Genomic DNA, 17,591 nt, shown 5'->3' on the forward strand with positions numbered 1-17,591 from the left:
CCCCCCCCCCCCCCCCCCCCGCTCCTACACACCGCGTTTTTCGATGGCTGCCTCGATAGCATCGGCGGCGATGCGTGCGCCCTGCTCTTGTTTCATGCTTCGGCCCACTTCTTCGGCCCGCGCACGTAGCGGCACATCAACAAGCAGCCGGGCAAGCTTTGCTGCCGCGCGGTCGGCGCGGTAGCGCGTGGCGGGCAATACATCGCCCACGCCCAGCCGTTTCACCCGTGCTGCGTTATCCGGTTGATCGAAGCCGTGTGGCACGATCAGCGAGGGCCGCCCCGCACGCATGGCCTCCTGCGTCGTGCCGACGCCACCGTGATGCACGACCACGGAGGCGCGGGCGAACAACGCGCCATGCGGTGCGTAGTCGACGGCGAGAACGTCACCACCGTTGAGCGCAAGGCGCTCGCGCAACGCAGGTGATCCCGTGAGAAGTACGGCGCGAAGGCCGAGCCGCCTTGCGGCTGCAACGCTCTCGCGCAAGAACCCTTCGCTTGCGTGAACGGCCGCCGAGCCCAGGGTAAACACGATGGGCGGGGTCCCCCCATCAAGCCAGCGTAGCAAGGCGCCGTCCAGCACATCATCGAACGGAAGATAACGAGCCTGGCCGGTAAGCACGGTATGCGCGGGCGCATCGGGTGGCAGGCCACCCAGCAGCGGTGAATACATCGCGAGCACGCCATCTCGCCCGTGCTGGCCGCGATGGAACGGATCGCCCGTGGGCGCAACCGGTGCGAGGCCCAGATGACGGCGGAACGCGCGCACCGGCGCGGTCCACGGATGGGTCAGCCGCTCCACGATGCGCGTCAACCAACGCGAACGGCGAGGCGATGCTCGCAGCCATCGATCAAGGGTATCCATGCCCGTCGCGGGCGGATCGAACGGCGACAGGAAGACCGACGGCGACAACACCGCGGAGAACCATGCGGCGGGCAGCGTTTCGCCGAGGATCTGCCCGGCGAACGCCAGGGTGGTGGTCACCAGCGCATCCGCTTCCATGCAGAACGTCTTTAGCGCGTGGTAACTCGCCGCCACATCGGCGGCGGCGAGGTCACGCACGACAAAGCGCGGCCCCCGCCACGGATGGAACGCCTTTGCCGCGAATGCCGCCTTGTCTTCGGGCTCAGCGATGCCGCTGGCCATGACGAACTCCAGCCCGGCATCCCGCACCGCATCACGATGGATCGCATGCGCGCCAACGGTTACCCGGTGGCCGCGCGCGACGAGTTCACGGCCCACGGCGAGCAGGGGGAACAGGTCACCCTGCGATCCCACCGTCGCGAACACGATGTGCCGTTCCGCCATGCCTTCCTCCGCCATGCACCAGGGCTCCATCGTCGCGCATTTGACTTCGGCCGTCCGGACGGCTAATTTCGCCGTCGCCAGCGGTCTTTATCTTTGTATTCGAATAGAGAGATAAAGCTAAGAGGGAAGCCGGTGAAAATCCGGCGCTGCCCCGCAGCGGTATATGGAGACGACGTCCGTCACAGGCACTGGGCCCTCAAGCCCGGGAAGCGACGGCGAAGGCGGTATCCCCTAGGGGATGCCACATCCTTGAGCCCGAAGACCTGCCGCCAGCCGGCGCGCCAGCCCTGTCATGAGGGCGTGCGCGCCGCCCGACCTGACGGGCCGCCCCACGGCAGCCCGGCGGTTCGCCCGCGGGGGCGAAGGTCGACGGTCAGCCCGCATGACGCCCAGCCTGCCAGCGCGGTGTGCCGCGGTGGCGCAGGGTCGTCTGCGTGCACCGCCCTTCCCTCCTCTTTTATCCAAAGAGGAATCTTTCCATGCCGCACGTGACCTACCTCGGTTTTCCCCGCATCGGCCGCCGCCGCGAACTCAAGCGCGCGCTGGAGGCTTATTGGAAGGGAGATGCGACGTCTGCCGAACTGCTCGACACCGCAGCCACCCTGCGCCAGCGCCACTGGCAACTCGCCCGTGACGCGGGCGCCGACAGCGTTCCGGTCAACGATTTCTCGCTCTATGACCACGTGCTCGATGCCGCGGTGGCACTCGATGCCATTCCGGCGCGCTATCGCAACCTGCACGATGCAGATGCGCTGGCGGGTTACTTCGCCATGGCACGCGGCCACCAGCGCGGTGGGCACGACCTGCGCGCGCTCGAGATGACCAAGTGGTTCGATACCAACTACCACTACATCGTGCCCGAACTGCATGCGGGCCAGGTATTCCATGCGCGGCCGGAAAAGGCGGTGGCGGAGTATCAGCAGGCGGTTGCCGCAGGCCACGCCGCCCGCCCCGTGCTGCTCGGCCCCGTGACCTTCCTGCTTCTTTCCAAGACCGTGGATGGAAGCCATCCGCTTGGGCTACTCGATGCGCTGCTCCCGGCGTGGCTCGGCCTTGTCGATGCATTGGTCGCCGAGGGCGCGGAATGGATCCAGGTCGACGAACCGGCGCTGGTGCTCGACCTGGAGGTGGGCGCCCGCGACGCGTTCCGCCGCGTGTTCGAGGCACTGGCCGCGCACTCACCCGCCAAGATCTTGCTGGCTACGTATTTCGGTGGCCTTGAATCCAACCTGGGCCTGGCCACCTCGCTGCCGGTGGCGGGGCTGCACGTTGATATCGCACGAGCCCCGGCACAGCTTGATGCCGTACTCGACGCCCTTCCGGACGGGCGCGTGCTCTCCGCCGGCCTGGTCGATGGCCGCAATGTCTGGCTCAGCGACCCGGCCACCCTCCTTCCACGCCTGGAGACACTGCGCACGCGCGTTGGCGGCGATCGCTTGTGGATTGCGCCCTCGTGTTCACTGCTGCATGTGCCCATCGACTCAGCCGAAGAGAAGCAGCTGCCGGGTGAGGTCGCGCAATGGCTTTCGTTCGCACGGCAAAAAATCACCGAACTGCGCCAGTACGCCAACGCCGTTTCGGGAGACGCAAAGGCCGTGCAGACCCTGGCTCGCCAGCACGAGATCGTCGCACAACGCCTGACCTCGCCCGAGGTCGTCCGCGCGGACGTGCGCGCCCGCGTCCGCGGGCTCACCCCGCAATTCAGCCAGCGCCGCTCGGGCTACGCACACCGCGCCGCGGTGCAACGCGAACGCTTTGGGCTGCCGGCGCTACCCACCACGACAATCGGTTCATTCCCGCAAACCGATGACCTGCGCACGGCACGCGCCGCGTTCCGCTCGGGCAGGCTCGATGCCGCGGCGTACGACGAACGCCTGCGCGATGAAGTACGTCGCGCGGTGAGCTTCCAGGAGGAAGCCGGCCTGGATGTGCTCGTGCATGGCGAACCCGAGCGCAATGACATGGTTGAGTACTTCGGTGAGCAGCTCTCGGGTTACGCCTTCACGAAGTACGGCTGGGTGCAGAGCTACGGGTCGCGCTGCGTGAAGCCGCCCATCATTTACGGTGACGTGGCTCGCCCCGTGCCGATGACCGTGGCGTGGTCCAGCTTCGCGCAATCGCTCACCGAGCGCCCGATGAAGGGCATGCTCACCGGCCCGGTAACCATGCTGCAGTGGTCGTTCGTACGCGACGACGTGCCCCGCGCCGACGTGTGCCGGCAGATCGCGCTTGCCCTGCGCGATGAAGTGCACGACCTGGAGCGCGCTGGCATCGGCATCGTGCAGATCGATGAGCCCGCCTTGCGCGAGGGCCTGCCGCTACGCCGCGCCGACTGGCAGGCCTACCTGGCCTGGGCCGTGGAGGCGTTCCGGATCACCGCCGGGGGCACCAGCGATAGCACCCAGGTGCACACCCACATGTGCTACTCGGAGTTCAACGACATCATCGAGGCCGTCGCCGCCATGGACGCCGACGTCATCTCGATCGAGACCAGCCGCTCGCGAATGGAGCTGCTGGAGGCCTTCACCCGGTTCCGCTACCCCAACGGCATCGGCCCCGGCGTGTATGACATCCACTCCCCACGGGTACCCGCCGAGGCGGAAATGGCTGACCTGGTGGCCCGGGCCCTGCAGGTCCTCGAACCCGAGCAGCTCTGGATCAACCCCGATTGCGGGCTGAAAACCCGGGACTGGAAGGAGGTGGGCGACGCCCTGAAAGGCATGGTGGCCGTGGCAAGGGCGGCCCGGGAACGCCTGCCCGCCTGAAGCCAAGCCCGCCGGGCTGGGGCGGTTCGGCTGCCCCAAGCCCTTGTAGGAGCGCGCTAGCGCGCGATTCGGGCTGGCGGCAAGCACCCATCGCGCGCAAGCGCGCTCCCACAGCGGCCGCCCGGGGCCCGGGCCTGAATGTCCATGCAATCGTCACCCCCGGGGCGTACCCTTGCCGCTGCAAACCCGCCTAGGTGCGTGTATCATGGCGCGCCCTTTTATCTCTTTATCCGTAAAGAAGGATATATACCCGCGATGAGCAGCTACCTCTTCACCTCCGAGTCGGTCTCCGAAGGCCACCCGGATAAAATCGCCGACCAGATCTCCGACGCCGTTCTGGACGCCATCCTGGCCCAGGACCCGCGCGCGCGCGTGGCCTGCGAAACGCTGGTGAAGACCGGCGTTGCCATTGTCGCGGGTGAAATCACCACCAGCGCCTGGATCGACCTGGAAGCCCTGACCCGTAAGGTCATCCTCGATATCGGCTACGACTCCTCGGAAGTCGGCTTCGATGGCGAGACCTGCGGCGTGCTGAACCTGATCGGCAAGCAGTCCCCGGATATCAACCAGGGCGTGGACCGCAAGAAGCCCGAAGAACAGGGCGCTGGCGACCAGGGCCTGATGTTCGGCTACGCCACCAACGAAACCAGCGAATACATGCCGGCGGCGATCCACTACGCCCACCGCCTGGTTGAGCAGCAGACCAAGGTCCGCAAGAAGAAGAACTCGCCGCTGCCGTGGCTGCGCCCGGATGCGAAGAGCCAGGTCACCCTGCGTTACAACGAGGCCGGCGAAGCCGTCGCCATCGATGCCGTGGTGCTTTCCACCCAGCACGATCCGGGCGTGAAGCAGAAGGACCTGATCGAAGGCGTGCGCGAGCTGATCCTGAAGCCCGTGCTGCCGGCGAAGCTGCTGCACAAGGACACCAAGTTCCACATTAACCCGACCGGCAAGTTCGTGATCGGCGGCCCGGTGGGCGACTGCGGCCTGACCGGCCGCAAGATCATCGTCGACACCTACGGCGGCTGGGCCCGTCACGGTGGTGGCGCATTCTCGGGCAAGGATCCGTCCAAGGTCGACCGTTCGGCCGCTTACGCTGCCCGCTACGTCGCCAAGAACATCGTGGCCGCCGGCCTGGCCGATCGTTGCGAAATCCAGGTCAGCTACGCCATCGGCGTGGCCGAGCCGACCTCGATCTCGGTCACCACCTTCGGCACCGGCAAGATCCCCGACGAGAAGATCGAGAAGCTGATCCGCAAGCACTTCGACCTGCGCCCGTACGGCATCATCAAGATGCTCGACCTGGTGCACCCGATCTACCAGCCGACCGCTTCGAATGGTCACTTCGGCCGCAAGCCGTACGAGATCACCGGCGCCGACGGCAGCAAGTACACCGCGTTCTCGTGGGAAAAGACCGATAAGGCCGACATCCTGCGCGATGCCGCTGGCCTGAACGGCAAGGTCGCTCGCCGCTAAGCGACGGCTGCTTTGTTCGAACGAAAAGGGGCGCCCAACTGGGCGCCCCTTTTTTTATGGCTGTAGCGCCCGTTTCTTCCGCTGCTGTAGGAGCGCGCTTGCGCGCGATTCACGTTGTCGCAAGCACCCGATCGCGCGCAAGCGCGCTCCTACAGGGGCATGCCGGCCATGCCGCGTGGTGGCTACATAGCCGCCAGGGTCACGGCGGTTTCATCGCCCGGGTGAGACACCAAGGGCAGCTCAAACGGAGACGCCCCCATGACGATGCCCCTTCGCCCCCTGCTACTCGCCGCCAGCCTGGCCCTTGCCCTGCCCTTCACCGCGACGGCCGCGCAGGAGAAGGACAGCCAGGGAGGCACGCCCACCGATGCCGGCTTCTACCAGAACGCAACCGGGGCCAACGTGGCCGAGATCGAGCTGAGCCAGCTTGCGCTGAAGCAAGCCTCATCCGCGAAAGTGAAGCAGTTTGCCCAGCACATGGTGGATGACCACACCAAGGCCAACGAGAAGCTGGAAAGCCTGCGCAATGGAGACAAGGGCTATTCGACCACGACGGCCCCGCCCCCGGATGACCAGAAAGACATCAACGCGTTGAAGCTCCTAAACGGAAAGGCGTTCGACAGCCAGTACGCAAAGGTGATGGTGGCCGGCCATGAAAAGGCCGTGGCGACCTTCGAGGTGGAAGCCGAGAAAGGCTCAAACCCGGCGCTGAAGGCCTTCGCGAAGGAGACCCTGCCGACGATCAGGCAGCACCTGAAGATGGCGAAAGCCCTGCCAAAGTAACGTAGACATGTAGGAGCGCGCTTGCGCGCGATGGGAGCTTGCGGCAAGCACCCATCGCGCGCTTGCGCGCTCCTACAGGGCATAAGGAAGGGCGTCAGCGCACACGCCAGATCAAGCGTTGCGGTTGCTTCCGGAGAGCACGTCGACCCACACGGCCAGCACCAGGATCACGCCCTTGATGATCATCTGCCACGAGTTGTCGACATCCATCAGCTGCATGCCGCTATCCAGGCTAGCCATGACCAGGGCGCCGATCAGCGCGCCGTAGACCGTACCCGAGCCGCCACGCATGGAGGTGCCGCCGATGAAGCACGCCGAGATGGCGTCCAGCTCACCGCCGGTACCGGCGGAAGGCGAGCCCGAACCGGTACGCGCCACCGTGATGATGCCCGCGAACGCGCACATCAGGCCCATCAGCGCGAACACGACCAGCTTCACCCGGCCAACGTTCACGCCTGAGAGGCGGGTCGCCTCCATGTTGCCGCCCACGGCATAGATGTGCCGGCCGAACACGGTCTGCGTCGAGACGTAGGTAAACACCGCGAGCAGTGCCAGCAGGATCATCACCGGGATGGGGATGCCGTTCGCATCGTTCAGCATGCGGATGAAGCCGAAGATCACCGCGCCAATGACCACCAGGCGGACGATATCGATCCACATTGCCGCCTGCTGCAGCCCGAGCTTCGTCCGGCGCATACGGCGACGAACGGTAAGGCCAATCATGGCCACGAAGATGATGAGCCCGACCCATTGCGAGAGTGCCACGGGCACGAAGCCCTGGCCCAACTGCACCAGGTCATCCGGCGCGGGCGCGATGGTGGAGCTACCCGTGATGTAAAGCACGATGCCGCGGAAGGCGAGCATGCCCCCCAGGCCCACGATGAAGGAGGGCACCCGCATCTTGGTCACGATGAAACCGTTGAACGCGCCAATCAGCATGCCCAGCACCAGCACGGCGCCGATCGATGGCCACGTTCCCCACCCCATGTTCACCGTCAGAATGGCGACCACGCCACCTAACAGGCCCAGCTGCGAACCAATCGAAAGATCGATCTCACCCGCGATGATGATGAACACCATGCCGCACGCGAGCATGCCAGTGATCGCCATCTGCCGGAACAGGTTGGAGAGGTTGTTGGGCGTAATGAACGCCTGGTCCGTCTTCACGTGGAAGAACACCCAGATCACCGCCACTGCGATAAGCAATGCCAGGATCTTGTAACGGACGAATAGTTGCTGGACTTTCTGGGACTGCATGGAAGGCTTCCCTGGTAACGCGTGGAATAGTGGTAAAGGTCAGGCCGCGTGCGCGGGCCCTTCAGCGGCATGCGATATCGCCGCAGCAAGGACCTGCTCCTGGGTCAGGCCAACATTCTTGAAATCGCCCCGCAGCTTGCCTTCGCCAACCACGAGGACGCGATCGCTGACACCCAGCACCTCGGGCATCTCGGACGAAACCATGATGATGGCCACACCCTTGGCGGCGAGCTCGAACATGAGCGTGTAGATGTCGTACTTGGAACCGACATCCACGCCGCGGGTCGGCTCATCCAGGATGAGCACCTTCGGTTCGGGCAGCAGCATCTTGGTCAGCACGGCCTTCTGCTGGTTGCCACCGGAAAGGCCCTGGATCGCGAGCTCGGGGCTGGCCGTCTTCACGCGCAGGCGCTTGATCTCGGCATCCACCACCTGCAGCTCGGCCTGGCGGTCGATCTGGCCGGCGTGCGCATAGTGGGACAGCGTGGCGAGGGTGATGTTATCGCCCACGCCCAGCAACGGGACGATGCCCTGGCGCTTGCGATCCTCGGGCACCAGCGACAGGCCGGCCTTGATCGCCTGCTCGGGGTTCTTCACCTTGATCGGCTTGCCTTCGAGGATCAGCTCGGCCTCGTAGCGGCCCGGGTACGCGCCAAAGATAGCCGAGACCAGCTCGGTGCGACCCGCGCCCACTAATCCCGCGATACCTACGATCTCGCCGCGACGCACCTCGAACGAAATATCGTCGACGCGCTTGCGGTTCGGGTTGGCGACATCCCAGCACGTAACGTGCCTTGCCTCGAAGATGACCTCGCCGATCTCGTGTTCCATCTTCGGGAACAGGTTCTCGATCTCGCGGCCCACCATGGCGGTGATGATGGAATGCGTCGTCATCTCGCTCATGGGCTTGGTGACGATGTGCTTGCCATCGCGAATAACGGTGACCGTATCGCACACGCGCGCTACTTCATCGAGCTTGTGCGAGATATACACGCAGGCCACGCCATCGCGCTTCAGGTCTTCGATGATGGACAGAAGCGTATCCGTCTCGGCCGAGGTCAGCGACGACGAAGGCTCATCGAGGATCAGCAGGCGCGCATTCTTCACCAGCGCCTTGGCGATCTCGAACAGCTGCTGATAGCCGCCACCGTAATTCATCACCGGCGCGGCTACGTTCACATCCTTCAGCTTCAGGCGCGCCAGCAGGGCGTCGGCCTTGGCATACATGGCATCGTAATCCATGACGCCGCCAAACTTGCGGATCTCGTTACCGAGGAAGATGTTCTCGGCCACGGAAAGCTGCGGCACCAGCATCAGTTCCTGGTGAATGATGACGATGCCGGCGTCTTCGCTATCACGCACCGAGTGCGCTTTCAGCGGCTTGCCATCGAACAGGATCTCGCCTTCCCATGTGCCATACGGATACACACCGGAAAGGACTTTCATGAGGGTGGATTTACCGGCGCCGTTTTCACCGCACAGGCCCACGCACTCACCCGGCCGCACGGCCAGGTTGATGCCATTGAGCGCGCGCACGCCAGAGAACTCCTTGACGATGTTGCGCATCTCGAACAGGTATTCGCTCACCTTGGAACCTTCCTTAACGTGGGCCCGTCGGCGGCGCGCCGCGCCGCATCGCGTGCAAGCACGCTACTACCGGAGCATGCGCGGGTCTTGTGCAGGAGCGCGCTTGCGCGCGATAGCCCGAAGCGCGCCCTACAAAGACCTGCAAGGTTTACGGGCCGACCTGCGCCTGCGTGTAGAACCCATCCTTCACCACCAGGTCGACGTTCTGCTTTGTGAGCAGGGTCGGGGTGAGCAGGATGGTGTTCACGTCGATCTTGCCGTTGTTGAGCTTGGAGGTGAAGCTCGGTGTTTCACCCTTGGCGAACTGCACGGCAAGCTCGGCGGCATCGGTGGCGATGGTCTTGATCGGCTTGTAGACGGTCATGGTCTGCGTGCCGGCCTTGATACGCTTGATGGCGGCCAGATCGGCATCCTGGCCGGATACGGCGACCTTCCCGGCCAGCTTCTGGCCATTCAGCGCCGCGATAGCGCCACCCGCGGTGCCGTCGTTGGACGCGACGATGCCCTGGATGTTGTTCTTGTTGGCGGTGAGCGCGTTCTCGATGATCGACTGGGCGTTTGACGCCAGCCACTCGTTCGTCCACTGCTGGCCCACGATCTTGATATCGCCCTTGTCGACCAGCGGCTTCAGGACCTTCATCTGGCCCTCGCGCAGGATCTTCGCGTTGTTATCAGTCGGTGCGCCGCCGAGCAGGAAGTAGTTGCCCTTGGGTGCGGCGTTGACCACGCCCTGCGCCTGCATCTGGCCGACCTTGTCGTTGTCGAACGAGATATACGCATCGACATCGGCATTGAGGATCAGGCGATCGTAGGAAATGACCTTGATGCCCGCCTTCTTCGCCTCGGCCACGACGGTGGTCAGGGTCTTCGCATTGAACGGCACGATGACAATGACATCGACCTTGCGCGAGATCAGGTTTTCGATCTGCTGGATCTGCTTCTGCTCGTTGGCGTCGGCGGACTGGATCGAGACGGTGCCACCCTTGGCTTCGACCGCGGCCTTGAAGTAGTCACGATCCTTCGTCCAGCGCTCCACGCGCAGATCGTCGATCGAGAAGCCGATGACCGGCTTATCCTTGCTTGCGTGGGCCTGCGGTGCGAAAACACCGGCGGCCACCATCGATACGGCCAGCAACGTGTGTAGGGCCTTCTGCTTCATGCTGTTCTCCATCTTCTTATGGAATCGCCCTTTCAGGACGGGCGGAAATCGTCGCCACGGGCGGCGTCTAAATACAGCGGCTTGAGTTGCTCGTAGGAGCGGCGGAACAAAGGGTGGCGCGTTTGCAGGAAATAAGCATGACGCGCTGCATCGGGCTCGTATACCGCGGTGGCCGGTGGCATGGGGCAAACCTCCTCCAACGAGGCCCCCGGCTGCACCGCCAGGCGGGCCAGCCGGGCCGCGCCCAGCGCGGGGCCCACCTCGCCACCGGCACGCAATACCAGGGGCTTGCCGAGGATATCGGCGAGCATCTGGGTCCAGTACGCACTGCGTGAACCACCACCGATCACCGTGATTTCTTCCGAAACCAGCCCTGTTCCCTCCACCGCCAGCAAGCCATCGAGCAGCCCCAGGCCGACACCCTCGAGCGTGGCATGAGCCAGGTCGGTACGCACGGTATCGGGGCCCAGGTTGGTGAACGAGCCGCGGGCATGCGGGTTGTTGTGCGGCGTACGCTCACCGGTCAGGTAGGGCAAGAACAGCGGCCCACCCTTCTTCCAGCCAGCGCGCTCCGCATCGGCCAGCAGTGCGGCCACATCCGGATAGCCCGTGAGGCGAGCGGTGAAATCCAGGCAGCTGGCCGCGTTCAGCATGACCGACATGAGATGCCAGGTGTCCGGCAACGCATGGCAGAAACTATGCACGGCCGTTTCGGGGCTCGAACGGAAGCCATCCGAGACTGCGAAATAGACGCCCGATGTGCCTAGTGACAGCATGGCCTGGCCGTTGCGGACGATGCCGACACCCACCGCGCCTGCCGCGTTGTCGCCGCCGCCCGCCGCGACAGGCACGGTGTGCATGCCCCAGCGATCGGCGAGCTCCTTACGCAGGCGCCCCGCGGGCTGGCTGCCTTCGAACACCTCCGGCATATGCGAACGATCCAGCCCCGTGGCGGCCAGCATGGCATCGCTCCATTGGCGCTTGCGCACATCCAGCCACAGCGTTCCCGCGGCATCCGAGGCATCGGTCATGTACTCACCGGTGAGCCGCAGGCGGAGGTAATCCTTCGGCAAAAGCACCTTGGCAACGCGGGCGAACGTCTCAGGCTCGTGCTTGCGAACCCAGGCCAGCTTCGGCGCGGTGAACCCGGGCATGGCGAGGTTGCCGGTGACCTCGCGAAACCCGGGCACGTTCTCGAGTTCAGCGCACTCCACATCCGAGCGGCCATCGTTCCAGAGGATGGCCGGGCGCAGGACCTGGTCGGCCTTGTCGAGCAGCGTTGCGCCGTGCATCTGACCGGAGAGGCCGATAGCGGCGACGCGTTTGCCTTCCACGCCCTGCAGCACCTCGCCCACCGCCGCCTCGGTGGCAGCCCACCACGCCGCTGGATCCTGCTCGGACCAACGCGGCCTGGGGTGCGATACCGTGAGCGGGCTGGACGCGCTGGCGCGCACGGCGCCAGCGTCGTCGATGAGTACGGCCTTGACCGACGACGTGCCCAGGTCAATGCCGAGGTACAGCGGTGCCGATGCTTCCATGTCGGGTTTCATATCACCCATAGATATAGCGGTTGACGATATTTTCGAGCAACTCCTGGTGGCCGGAAGCGTGCTTCGGGTGCAGGTCGCGCGCGATGGCTTCGTCGGATAGCGAAGCAAGCGTGAAGCCGCCGTTGAGGATCTTCGTACCGAAATCAGCCTCCCAGCCGGCGTAGCGTTTCGCCTTCAGCTCGGCCAGCGTGTCCTTCTCGATCATCTTCACCGCGCGCTCAAGGCCGAGTGCCAGCGTATCGATGGCACCGATGTGGCCATGGAACAGATCGGCCGCCTCGTGGCTCTGGCGGCGCACCTTGGTATCGAAGTTGAACCCGCCGGTGGTGAAACCGCCCGCCTTCAGGATCTCGTACGTGACCAGCGTCATCTCTTCCACACTGTTCGGGAACTGGTCGGTATCCCAACCGTTCTGCGGATCGCCGCGGTTGGCGTCGATCGAACCGAACAGACCCAGCGCGATCGAGGTGGCCACCTCGTGCTGGAAAGAATGGCCGGCAAGCGTGGCGTGGTTCGCCTCGAGGTTGGTCTTCACCTCGTTCTCGAGACCGAAATCCTTGAGGAAGCCATAGACCGTGGCGCTGTCGTAATCGTACTGGTGCTTGGTCGGCTCCTGCGGCTTGGGCTCAATGAGGATCGTGCCCTTGAAGCCGAGCTTGTGCTTGTGCTCCACCACCATCTGGAAGAACCGGCCCAGCTGCGCGCGCTCGCGTTTGAGATCGGTATTGAGCAGCGTTTCGTAGCCTTCGCGGCCACCCCACAGCACGTAGTTCTCACCGCCCAGGCGGTGGGTGGCTTCCATGGCGTGGCGCACCTGGGTCGCCGCATAGGCGAACACTTCCGGCTGCGGGTTGGTCGCGGCGCCCGCGGCATAGCGCGGGTTGCTGAAGACGTTGGCCGTGCCCCAGAGCAGCTTTATGCCGGTCTCGGCCTGCTTCTTCTCCAGCACATCGACCATGGCCGCGAAGTTATTGCGGTACTCGGCCAGGCTATTGCCTTCCGGCGCCACGTCGGTGTCGTGGAACGTGTAGAACGGCGTGCCAAGGCGGGTAAAGAAATCGAATGCCGCGTCGGCCTTCTCACGCGCCTTCGCCATCGGCTCGCCCGCCTGCTGCCAGGGCCGGTCGAACGTGCCGGCACCGAACACATCGGAGCCCGGCCACACGAACGTGTGCCAGTAGCAGACAGCAAGCCGCAGATGCTCGGCCATGCTCTTGCCCAGCAGCTTGCGGTTGGCATCGTAGTGATGGAATGCCAGCGGGTTATCGGAACCCGGGCCTTCGAAGGCGATTTTCGGAATGCTGGAGAAGTACGACATAACAATTCCTTGACGAACGTGGGGACGAATCCTACCGATGCTCGCCATCGGCGCGATCCGGCGCAATTGCGATTTCCAGTAACCCCTCCTGCCTTTTTCCTGCCGCGCTGCGTCATGGCCTCCCGCCGCAATCCCTGCTAGTTTTCCCGTTCATGGCACCGCATCGCATCGCACTGTTGTTCAATGCCAACAAGGTCTATGACCGCCAGGTCATCGCCGGTATTGGGCATTACCTCAATAGCACCCGCGTCGAGTGGGATCTCTTCCTCGAAGAAGATTTCCGCAGCCGCATGCGTGACATCCACCAGTTCAAGGGTGATGGCGTCATTGCCGATTTCGACGACCCCGAGGCCGAAGAAGCACTGCGCGAGCTGCACATTCCCGTCGTCGCCGTAGGTGGTTCCTACCAGGACCCCGCCCACTACCCGGCCGGCGTACCCTACATCGCCACCGATAACGCGCGTCTTGTACGCCTTGCCTACGATCACCTGATTGAGCAGGGACTCTCGCGCTTCGCCCTCTATGGCATCCCGGCCACCACCGGCAGCCGCTGGGCGCAGGAACGCGAGAACGCCTTCCGTGCCATCGTCACGGCGGAAAACGTGGAAGGCATCGTGTACGAAGGCTCACCCACCAGTGCGGGCGGCTGGGGCGAGGCCGTGGAGCACCTGGTGGAATGGCTGGCCAGCCTGCCCAAGCCGATCGGCATCATCGCCGTGACGGATGCGCGTGCCCGGCAGTTGCTGCAGGCCTGCGTCATCGGCGGCATTGCCGTGCCCGAGCAGGTGGCGATCGTGGGTATCGATAACGACCCCATGGCGCAGCTGCTGAACCGGATACCGCTGACTTCCGTGATCCAGGGCGCCGAAGAAATGGGGCGCACGGCGGCGCATGTCCTGCACCAGATGCTGCGCGGCATGGATTGTTCCACCACGCGGGTCATCGTTCCGCCGGTGGGGATCAACGTGCAGGTATCCAGCCGGTTCCAGCCCATGCGCAGCCCGCACGTCATGCGCGCCAGCCACTACATACGCCAGTACGGCTGCCTGGGCATCAAGACCGAACAGGTCGCCGATTATGTCGGCGTATCGCGCACGGTGCTTGAAGAACACTTCAAACGCGAGCTGAAGCAGACCGTGCACCAGGCCATCCTGAAGCACAAGCTCGATACCGCCTGCGACCTGATCATCAACGGCGACACCACGCTTGCGGACATCGCCGTCCGCTGCGGCTTCACGTCGCTGCAGTACATGTATGCGGTATTCCGTCGCGAGTACGACTGCACGCCACGCCAATACCTCGAATCCCACCGCAAGACGGCCACCTCCTGAAGGTCGCCGGCACGGACCGTTTTTCCCGATGCCTATTTCCGAACCCACCGCCTGGGGCAGCCTGCCCGACGGACGCCCCCTCCATCGCTGGACATTGCGCAATGCGCGCGGCACGCGGGTCGATATCAGCGACCTGGGCGCCACCCTGCTCTCCTGGCAATCGCCCGACCGGCAAGGCCAGTTGGGCGAAGTGGTGCTCGGCCACCCCGATGCCGCGCACTACCTTTCCGCCAGCGCCTTCATGGGCGGTATCGTCGGCCGCTGGGCCAACCGCATCCGTGGTGGCCGCTTCTGCCTGGATGGGATTGAGCACAAGGTGGACCGCAACGACGGCGACAACCACCTGCATGGCGGCCACGATGGGTTCCACGCGCGCCGCTGGGATGTGGAGCGGGATGGTGAAGCGCTATGGATGAGCCTCGTATCCCCTGAGGGCGATGGCGGCTTTCCCGGTGAAGTGCAGGTAAAGCTGCGCGTGGCCCTTGGCGACGATGGGGCGCTCGAACTGCGCTACGAGGCAAGCACGGATGCGCCGACGCCGTTCAGCGTCACGGCGCACCCGTACTTCAACCTCAACGACCGCCGGCCGGATATCCGCGACCACGTGATCCGGATCGATGCGGAGGAATTCCTTGCCACGGACGAACAGGCGATCCCGGTTGAACGCCGGCATGTCTCCGGCACGGCGTTCGATTTCCGCGAGCCCGCGCCGATCGGATCGCGCCTGCACTGGCCCGACGCGCAATTGCGGGTGGCCGGTGGGTTCGATCATTGCTATATCCCGCACGGGACGGCCCTGGGGACGCCCCGGGTGGTCGCCGTGGTTACCGAACCGTCGAGCGGCCGCCGTCTCACCGTGGAGACGGACCGGGCGGGACTGCAGTTCTACAGCGGGCAGAAACTCACCGGCCAGGTGAACCGGGACGGGCACCCGTATGCGGCGTTCGCCGGTTTCGCCCTGGAAGCGCAGGCCTTCCCCGATCAGGTGAACTCCGCGCTGGCCGAGGCAGCCATCCTGCGTCCCGGCACTCCCTACCGCCAGCTGACCCGCTACCGCCTGGATACCCTGTAGGAGCGCGCTTGCGCGCGATCCGGGCCTCGCCGCGAGCACCCATCGCGCGCAAGCGCGCTCCTGCAACGGGCCGCCCGCCCCCGGGGCCAGCTACAATAGGCGGATGTCCCTAATCCAGATCCTTGGCCTCGACTACAGCGTCGGCGGCCCCCTCCTGCTTGAACAGGTCGATCTTTCGCTCGACCTGGGCGAGCGCGTCTGTATCGTCGGCCGCAACGGCGCCGGCAAATCCACGCTGATGAAGCTCATCGCGGGCGAGCTCAAGCCCGATGACGGCGAGATTCGCCTGCAAGGTGGCACGCGCGTGGCGCGGCTCACCCAGGAAGTGCCACAGGACACCGCCGGTAGCGTGTTTGACGTCGTCGCCGATGGCCTGGGCGAGCTGGGCCACCTGCTGGCCCGCTACCACCACCTGCTCGAAGAAGGCGACATGGATGGCCTGGGCGATGTGCAGGCGCAGATCGAGGCTCACAACGCCTGGGATCTGGATGCACGCGTACAGAACGTCATCGAACGCCTGGAACTGCCGGAGCATGCCGATTTCGCCGACCTGTCGGGCGGCATGAAGCGCCGCGTGCTACTGGGCCAGGCGCTGGTGCGCGACCCGAACCTGCTGCTGCTCGACGAGCCCACCAACCACCTCGATATCGAGGCCATCGCCTGGCTGGAAGGCTTCCTGAAGGGCTTCGCCGGCGCCATCGTGTTCATTACCCATGACCGCAGCTTCCTGCGCTCGCTGGCCACGCGCATCGTCGAGATCGACCGCGGCAGCGTCACCAGCTGGCCGGGCGATTACGACAACTACCTGCGCCGCCGCGAAGAGCGTTTGCACGCCCAGGCGCAGGCCAACGCGCATTTCGATCGCAAGCTGGCCCAGGAAGAAGTGTGGATCCGCCAGGGCATCAAGGCCCGGCGTACCCGCAACGAAGGCCGCGTGCGCGCGCTTAAGGCCATGCGCCGTGAGCGCTCGGAGCGCCGCGAGGGCACCGGCAACGCCAAGATGACCATGGCCAATGCGCAGGCATCGGGCCGCAAGGTGGTCGAAACCAAGCACGTCACCCAAGCCTACGACGGCCGCACCCTGATCCGTGATTTCTCGACCGTGATCATGCGCGGCGACCGCGTCGGCATCATGGGCCCGAACGGCGCGGGCAAATCCACGCTATTGAAGATCATGCTGGGCCAGCTCGCTCCGCAGGAAGGCACCGTGGTGCTGGGCACGGGCCTGGAGATCGCGTACTTCGACCAGCACCGCATCGCGCTGGATGATCGCCTGAATGCGCTGGATAACGTGGCCGAAGGCCGCGAGTACATCGAGCTCAACGGGCAGCGCAAGCACATCATCGGTTACCTGCAGGATTTCCTGTTCTCCCCCGAACGCGCCCGCGCACCTATCACCCGCCTTTCCGGTGGCGAGCGTAACCGCCTGCTGCTGGCCAAGCTGTTCGCCCAGCCATCCAACCTGCTGGTGATGGACGAACCGACCAATGACCTGGACGTGGAAACGCTGGAGCTGCTCGAAGAGTTGCTGGGCGAATACAGCGGCACCTTGCTGCTCGTCTCCCACGATCGTGACTTCATCGATAACGTCGTCACCAGCACGCTGGTGCTCGAGGGCGATGGCGAGATCGGCGACTACGTGGGTGGGTACAGCGACTGGCTGCGGCAGAAGCCGATCGTCGCGGCGGCGAAGGCTGCCGCAGCGGCCACCGCGAAGCCCGCGGCTGCGGTAGCCGCCCCGCCTGTGCCTGCACCGGTAGCGGCGAAGAAGAAGCTCTCGTTCAAGGAACAGCGCGAACTGGACCTGCTGCCCGCCAAGCTTGAAGAGCTGGAAACCGCGATCGCCAGGCGCACCGAGGCGATGAACGATCCGAAGTACTACCAGCAGGATGCCGCGACCATTACGCGCGGCAATGAGGAGCTGGCGAAGTTGCAGGCCGAACTGGATGCCGCGTTCGCTCGGTGGGAAGAACTGGAGGGGTAAT

At 64.8% G+C, this 17,591-nt stretch carries 12 protein-coding genes and 1 riboswitch; of the genes, 6 read left to right on the plus strand and 6 right to left on the minus strand.

Annotation, left to right across the window (positions count from 1 at the left end; translation table 11 throughout):
• Nucleotides 1–24 precede the first annotated feature (24 nt).
• A complete protein-coding gene (locus ABIE56_RS02540) occupies nucleotides 25–1,323 on the minus strand; it encodes a glycosyltransferase (RefSeq protein WP_429242272.1) in 1,299 nt (432 codons plus the stop codon).
• 49 nt (nucleotides 1,324–1,372) lie between these two features.
• Nucleotides 1,373–1,594: riboswitch (cobalamin riboswitch) on the plus strand.
• Between the two features lie 193 nt (nucleotides 1,595–1,787).
• Between ABIE56_RS02540 and metE the strand changes: the two genes are divergently transcribed.
• The 3 genes from metE (at nucleotide 1,788) to ABIE56_RS02555 (ending at nucleotide 6,332) form a co-directional block, all read left to right on the plus strand.
• Nucleotides 1,788–4,073, plus strand: a complete 2,286-nt coding sequence (gene metE / locus ABIE56_RS02545; RefSeq protein ID WP_429242273.1) for a 5-methyltetrahydropteroyltriglutamate--homocysteine S-methyltransferase — start codon at nucleotides 1,788–1,790, stop codon at nucleotides 4,071–4,073.
• A 255-nt stretch (nucleotides 4,074–4,328) separates the two neighbouring features.
• Complete coding sequence (gene metK, locus ABIE56_RS02550; protein WP_247432923.1) at nucleotides 4,329–5,549, plus strand: methionine adenosyltransferase; 1,221 nt, start codon at nucleotides 4,329–4,331, stop codon at nucleotides 5,547–5,549.
• 258 nt (nucleotides 5,550–5,807) lie between these two features.
• Nucleotides 5,808–6,332 carry a DUF4142 domain-containing protein gene (locus ABIE56_RS02555; protein ID WP_429242274.1) on the plus strand — a complete coding sequence of 175 codons (525 nt, stop codon included), beginning with the start codon at nucleotides 5,808–5,810 and terminating at the stop codon, nucleotides 6,330–6,332.
• 111 nt (nucleotides 6,333–6,443) lie between these two features.
• On the opposite strand, the gene ABIE56_RS02560 is transcribed toward ABIE56_RS02555, so the two are convergent.
• From ABIE56_RS02560 to xylA, 5 genes are all read right to left on the minus strand, one after another.
• A complete protein-coding gene (locus ABIE56_RS02560) occupies nucleotides 6,444–7,589 on the minus strand; it encodes a sugar ABC transporter permease (RefSeq protein ID WP_429242275.1) in 1,146 nt (381 codons plus the stop codon).
• A 39-nt stretch (nucleotides 7,590–7,628) separates the two neighbouring features.
• Entirely contained in the window at nucleotides 7,629–9,176 is a 1,548-nt protein-coding gene (locus ABIE56_RS02565; RefSeq protein WP_429242276.1) for a xylose ABC transporter ATP-binding protein, read from the minus strand.
• A 148-nt stretch (nucleotides 9,177–9,324) separates the two neighbouring features.
• A complete protein-coding gene (gene xylF, locus ABIE56_RS02570; protein ID WP_429242277.1) occupies nucleotides 9,325–10,335 on the minus strand; it encodes a D-xylose ABC transporter substrate-binding protein in 1,011 nt (336 codons plus the stop codon).
• A 32-nt stretch (nucleotides 10,336–10,367) separates the two neighbouring features.
• A complete protein-coding gene (xylB, locus tag ABIE56_RS02575; RefSeq protein ID WP_429242278.1) occupies nucleotides 10,368–11,873 on the minus strand; it encodes a xylulokinase in 1,506 nt (501 codons plus the stop codon).
• Nucleotides 11,874–11,886: 13 nt separating this feature from the next.
• A complete protein-coding gene (gene xylA, locus ABIE56_RS02580; RefSeq protein ID WP_429242279.1) occupies nucleotides 11,887–13,203 on the minus strand; it encodes a xylose isomerase in 1,317 nt (438 codons plus the stop codon).
• A 152-nt stretch (nucleotides 13,204–13,355) separates the two neighbouring features.
• Here xylA and ABIE56_RS02585 point away from each other — a divergent pair, with 152 nt between their 5' ends.
• The 3 genes from ABIE56_RS02585 to ABIE56_RS02595 all read left to right on the plus strand — a co-directional run bounded on the left by ABIE56_RS02585 (nucleotide 13,356) and on the right by ABIE56_RS02595 (nucleotide 17,590).
• The gene (locus ABIE56_RS02585; RefSeq protein ID WP_429242280.1) at nucleotides 13,356–14,534 is read left to right on the plus strand and encodes a XylR family transcriptional regulator; all 1,179 of its coding nucleotides are present in this window, start codon (nucleotides 13,356–13,358) and stop codon (nucleotides 14,532–14,534) included.
• A gap of 28 nt (nucleotides 14,535–14,562) precedes the next feature.
• On the plus strand, nucleotides 14,563–15,606 hold the full coding sequence (locus ABIE56_RS02590) for an aldose epimerase family protein (RefSeq protein WP_429242281.1): 1,044 nt from the start codon (nucleotides 14,563–14,565) through the stop codon (nucleotides 15,604–15,606).
• A 103-nt stretch (nucleotides 15,607–15,709) separates the two neighbouring features.
• Nucleotides 15,710–17,590 (plus strand): ATP-binding cassette domain-containing protein, encoded by a 1,881-nt coding sequence (locus ABIE56_RS02595; protein WP_429242282.1) that lies wholly within the window; start codon nucleotides 15,710–15,712, stop codon nucleotides 17,588–17,590.
• Nucleotide 17,591 lies beyond the last annotated feature (1 nt).

Origin of the sequence: Luteibacter sp. 621 (assembly GCF_050435445.1) — a bacterium.
Classification (GTDB): Bacteria; Pseudomonadota; Gammaproteobacteria; order Xanthomonadales; family Rhodanobacteraceae; genus Luteibacter.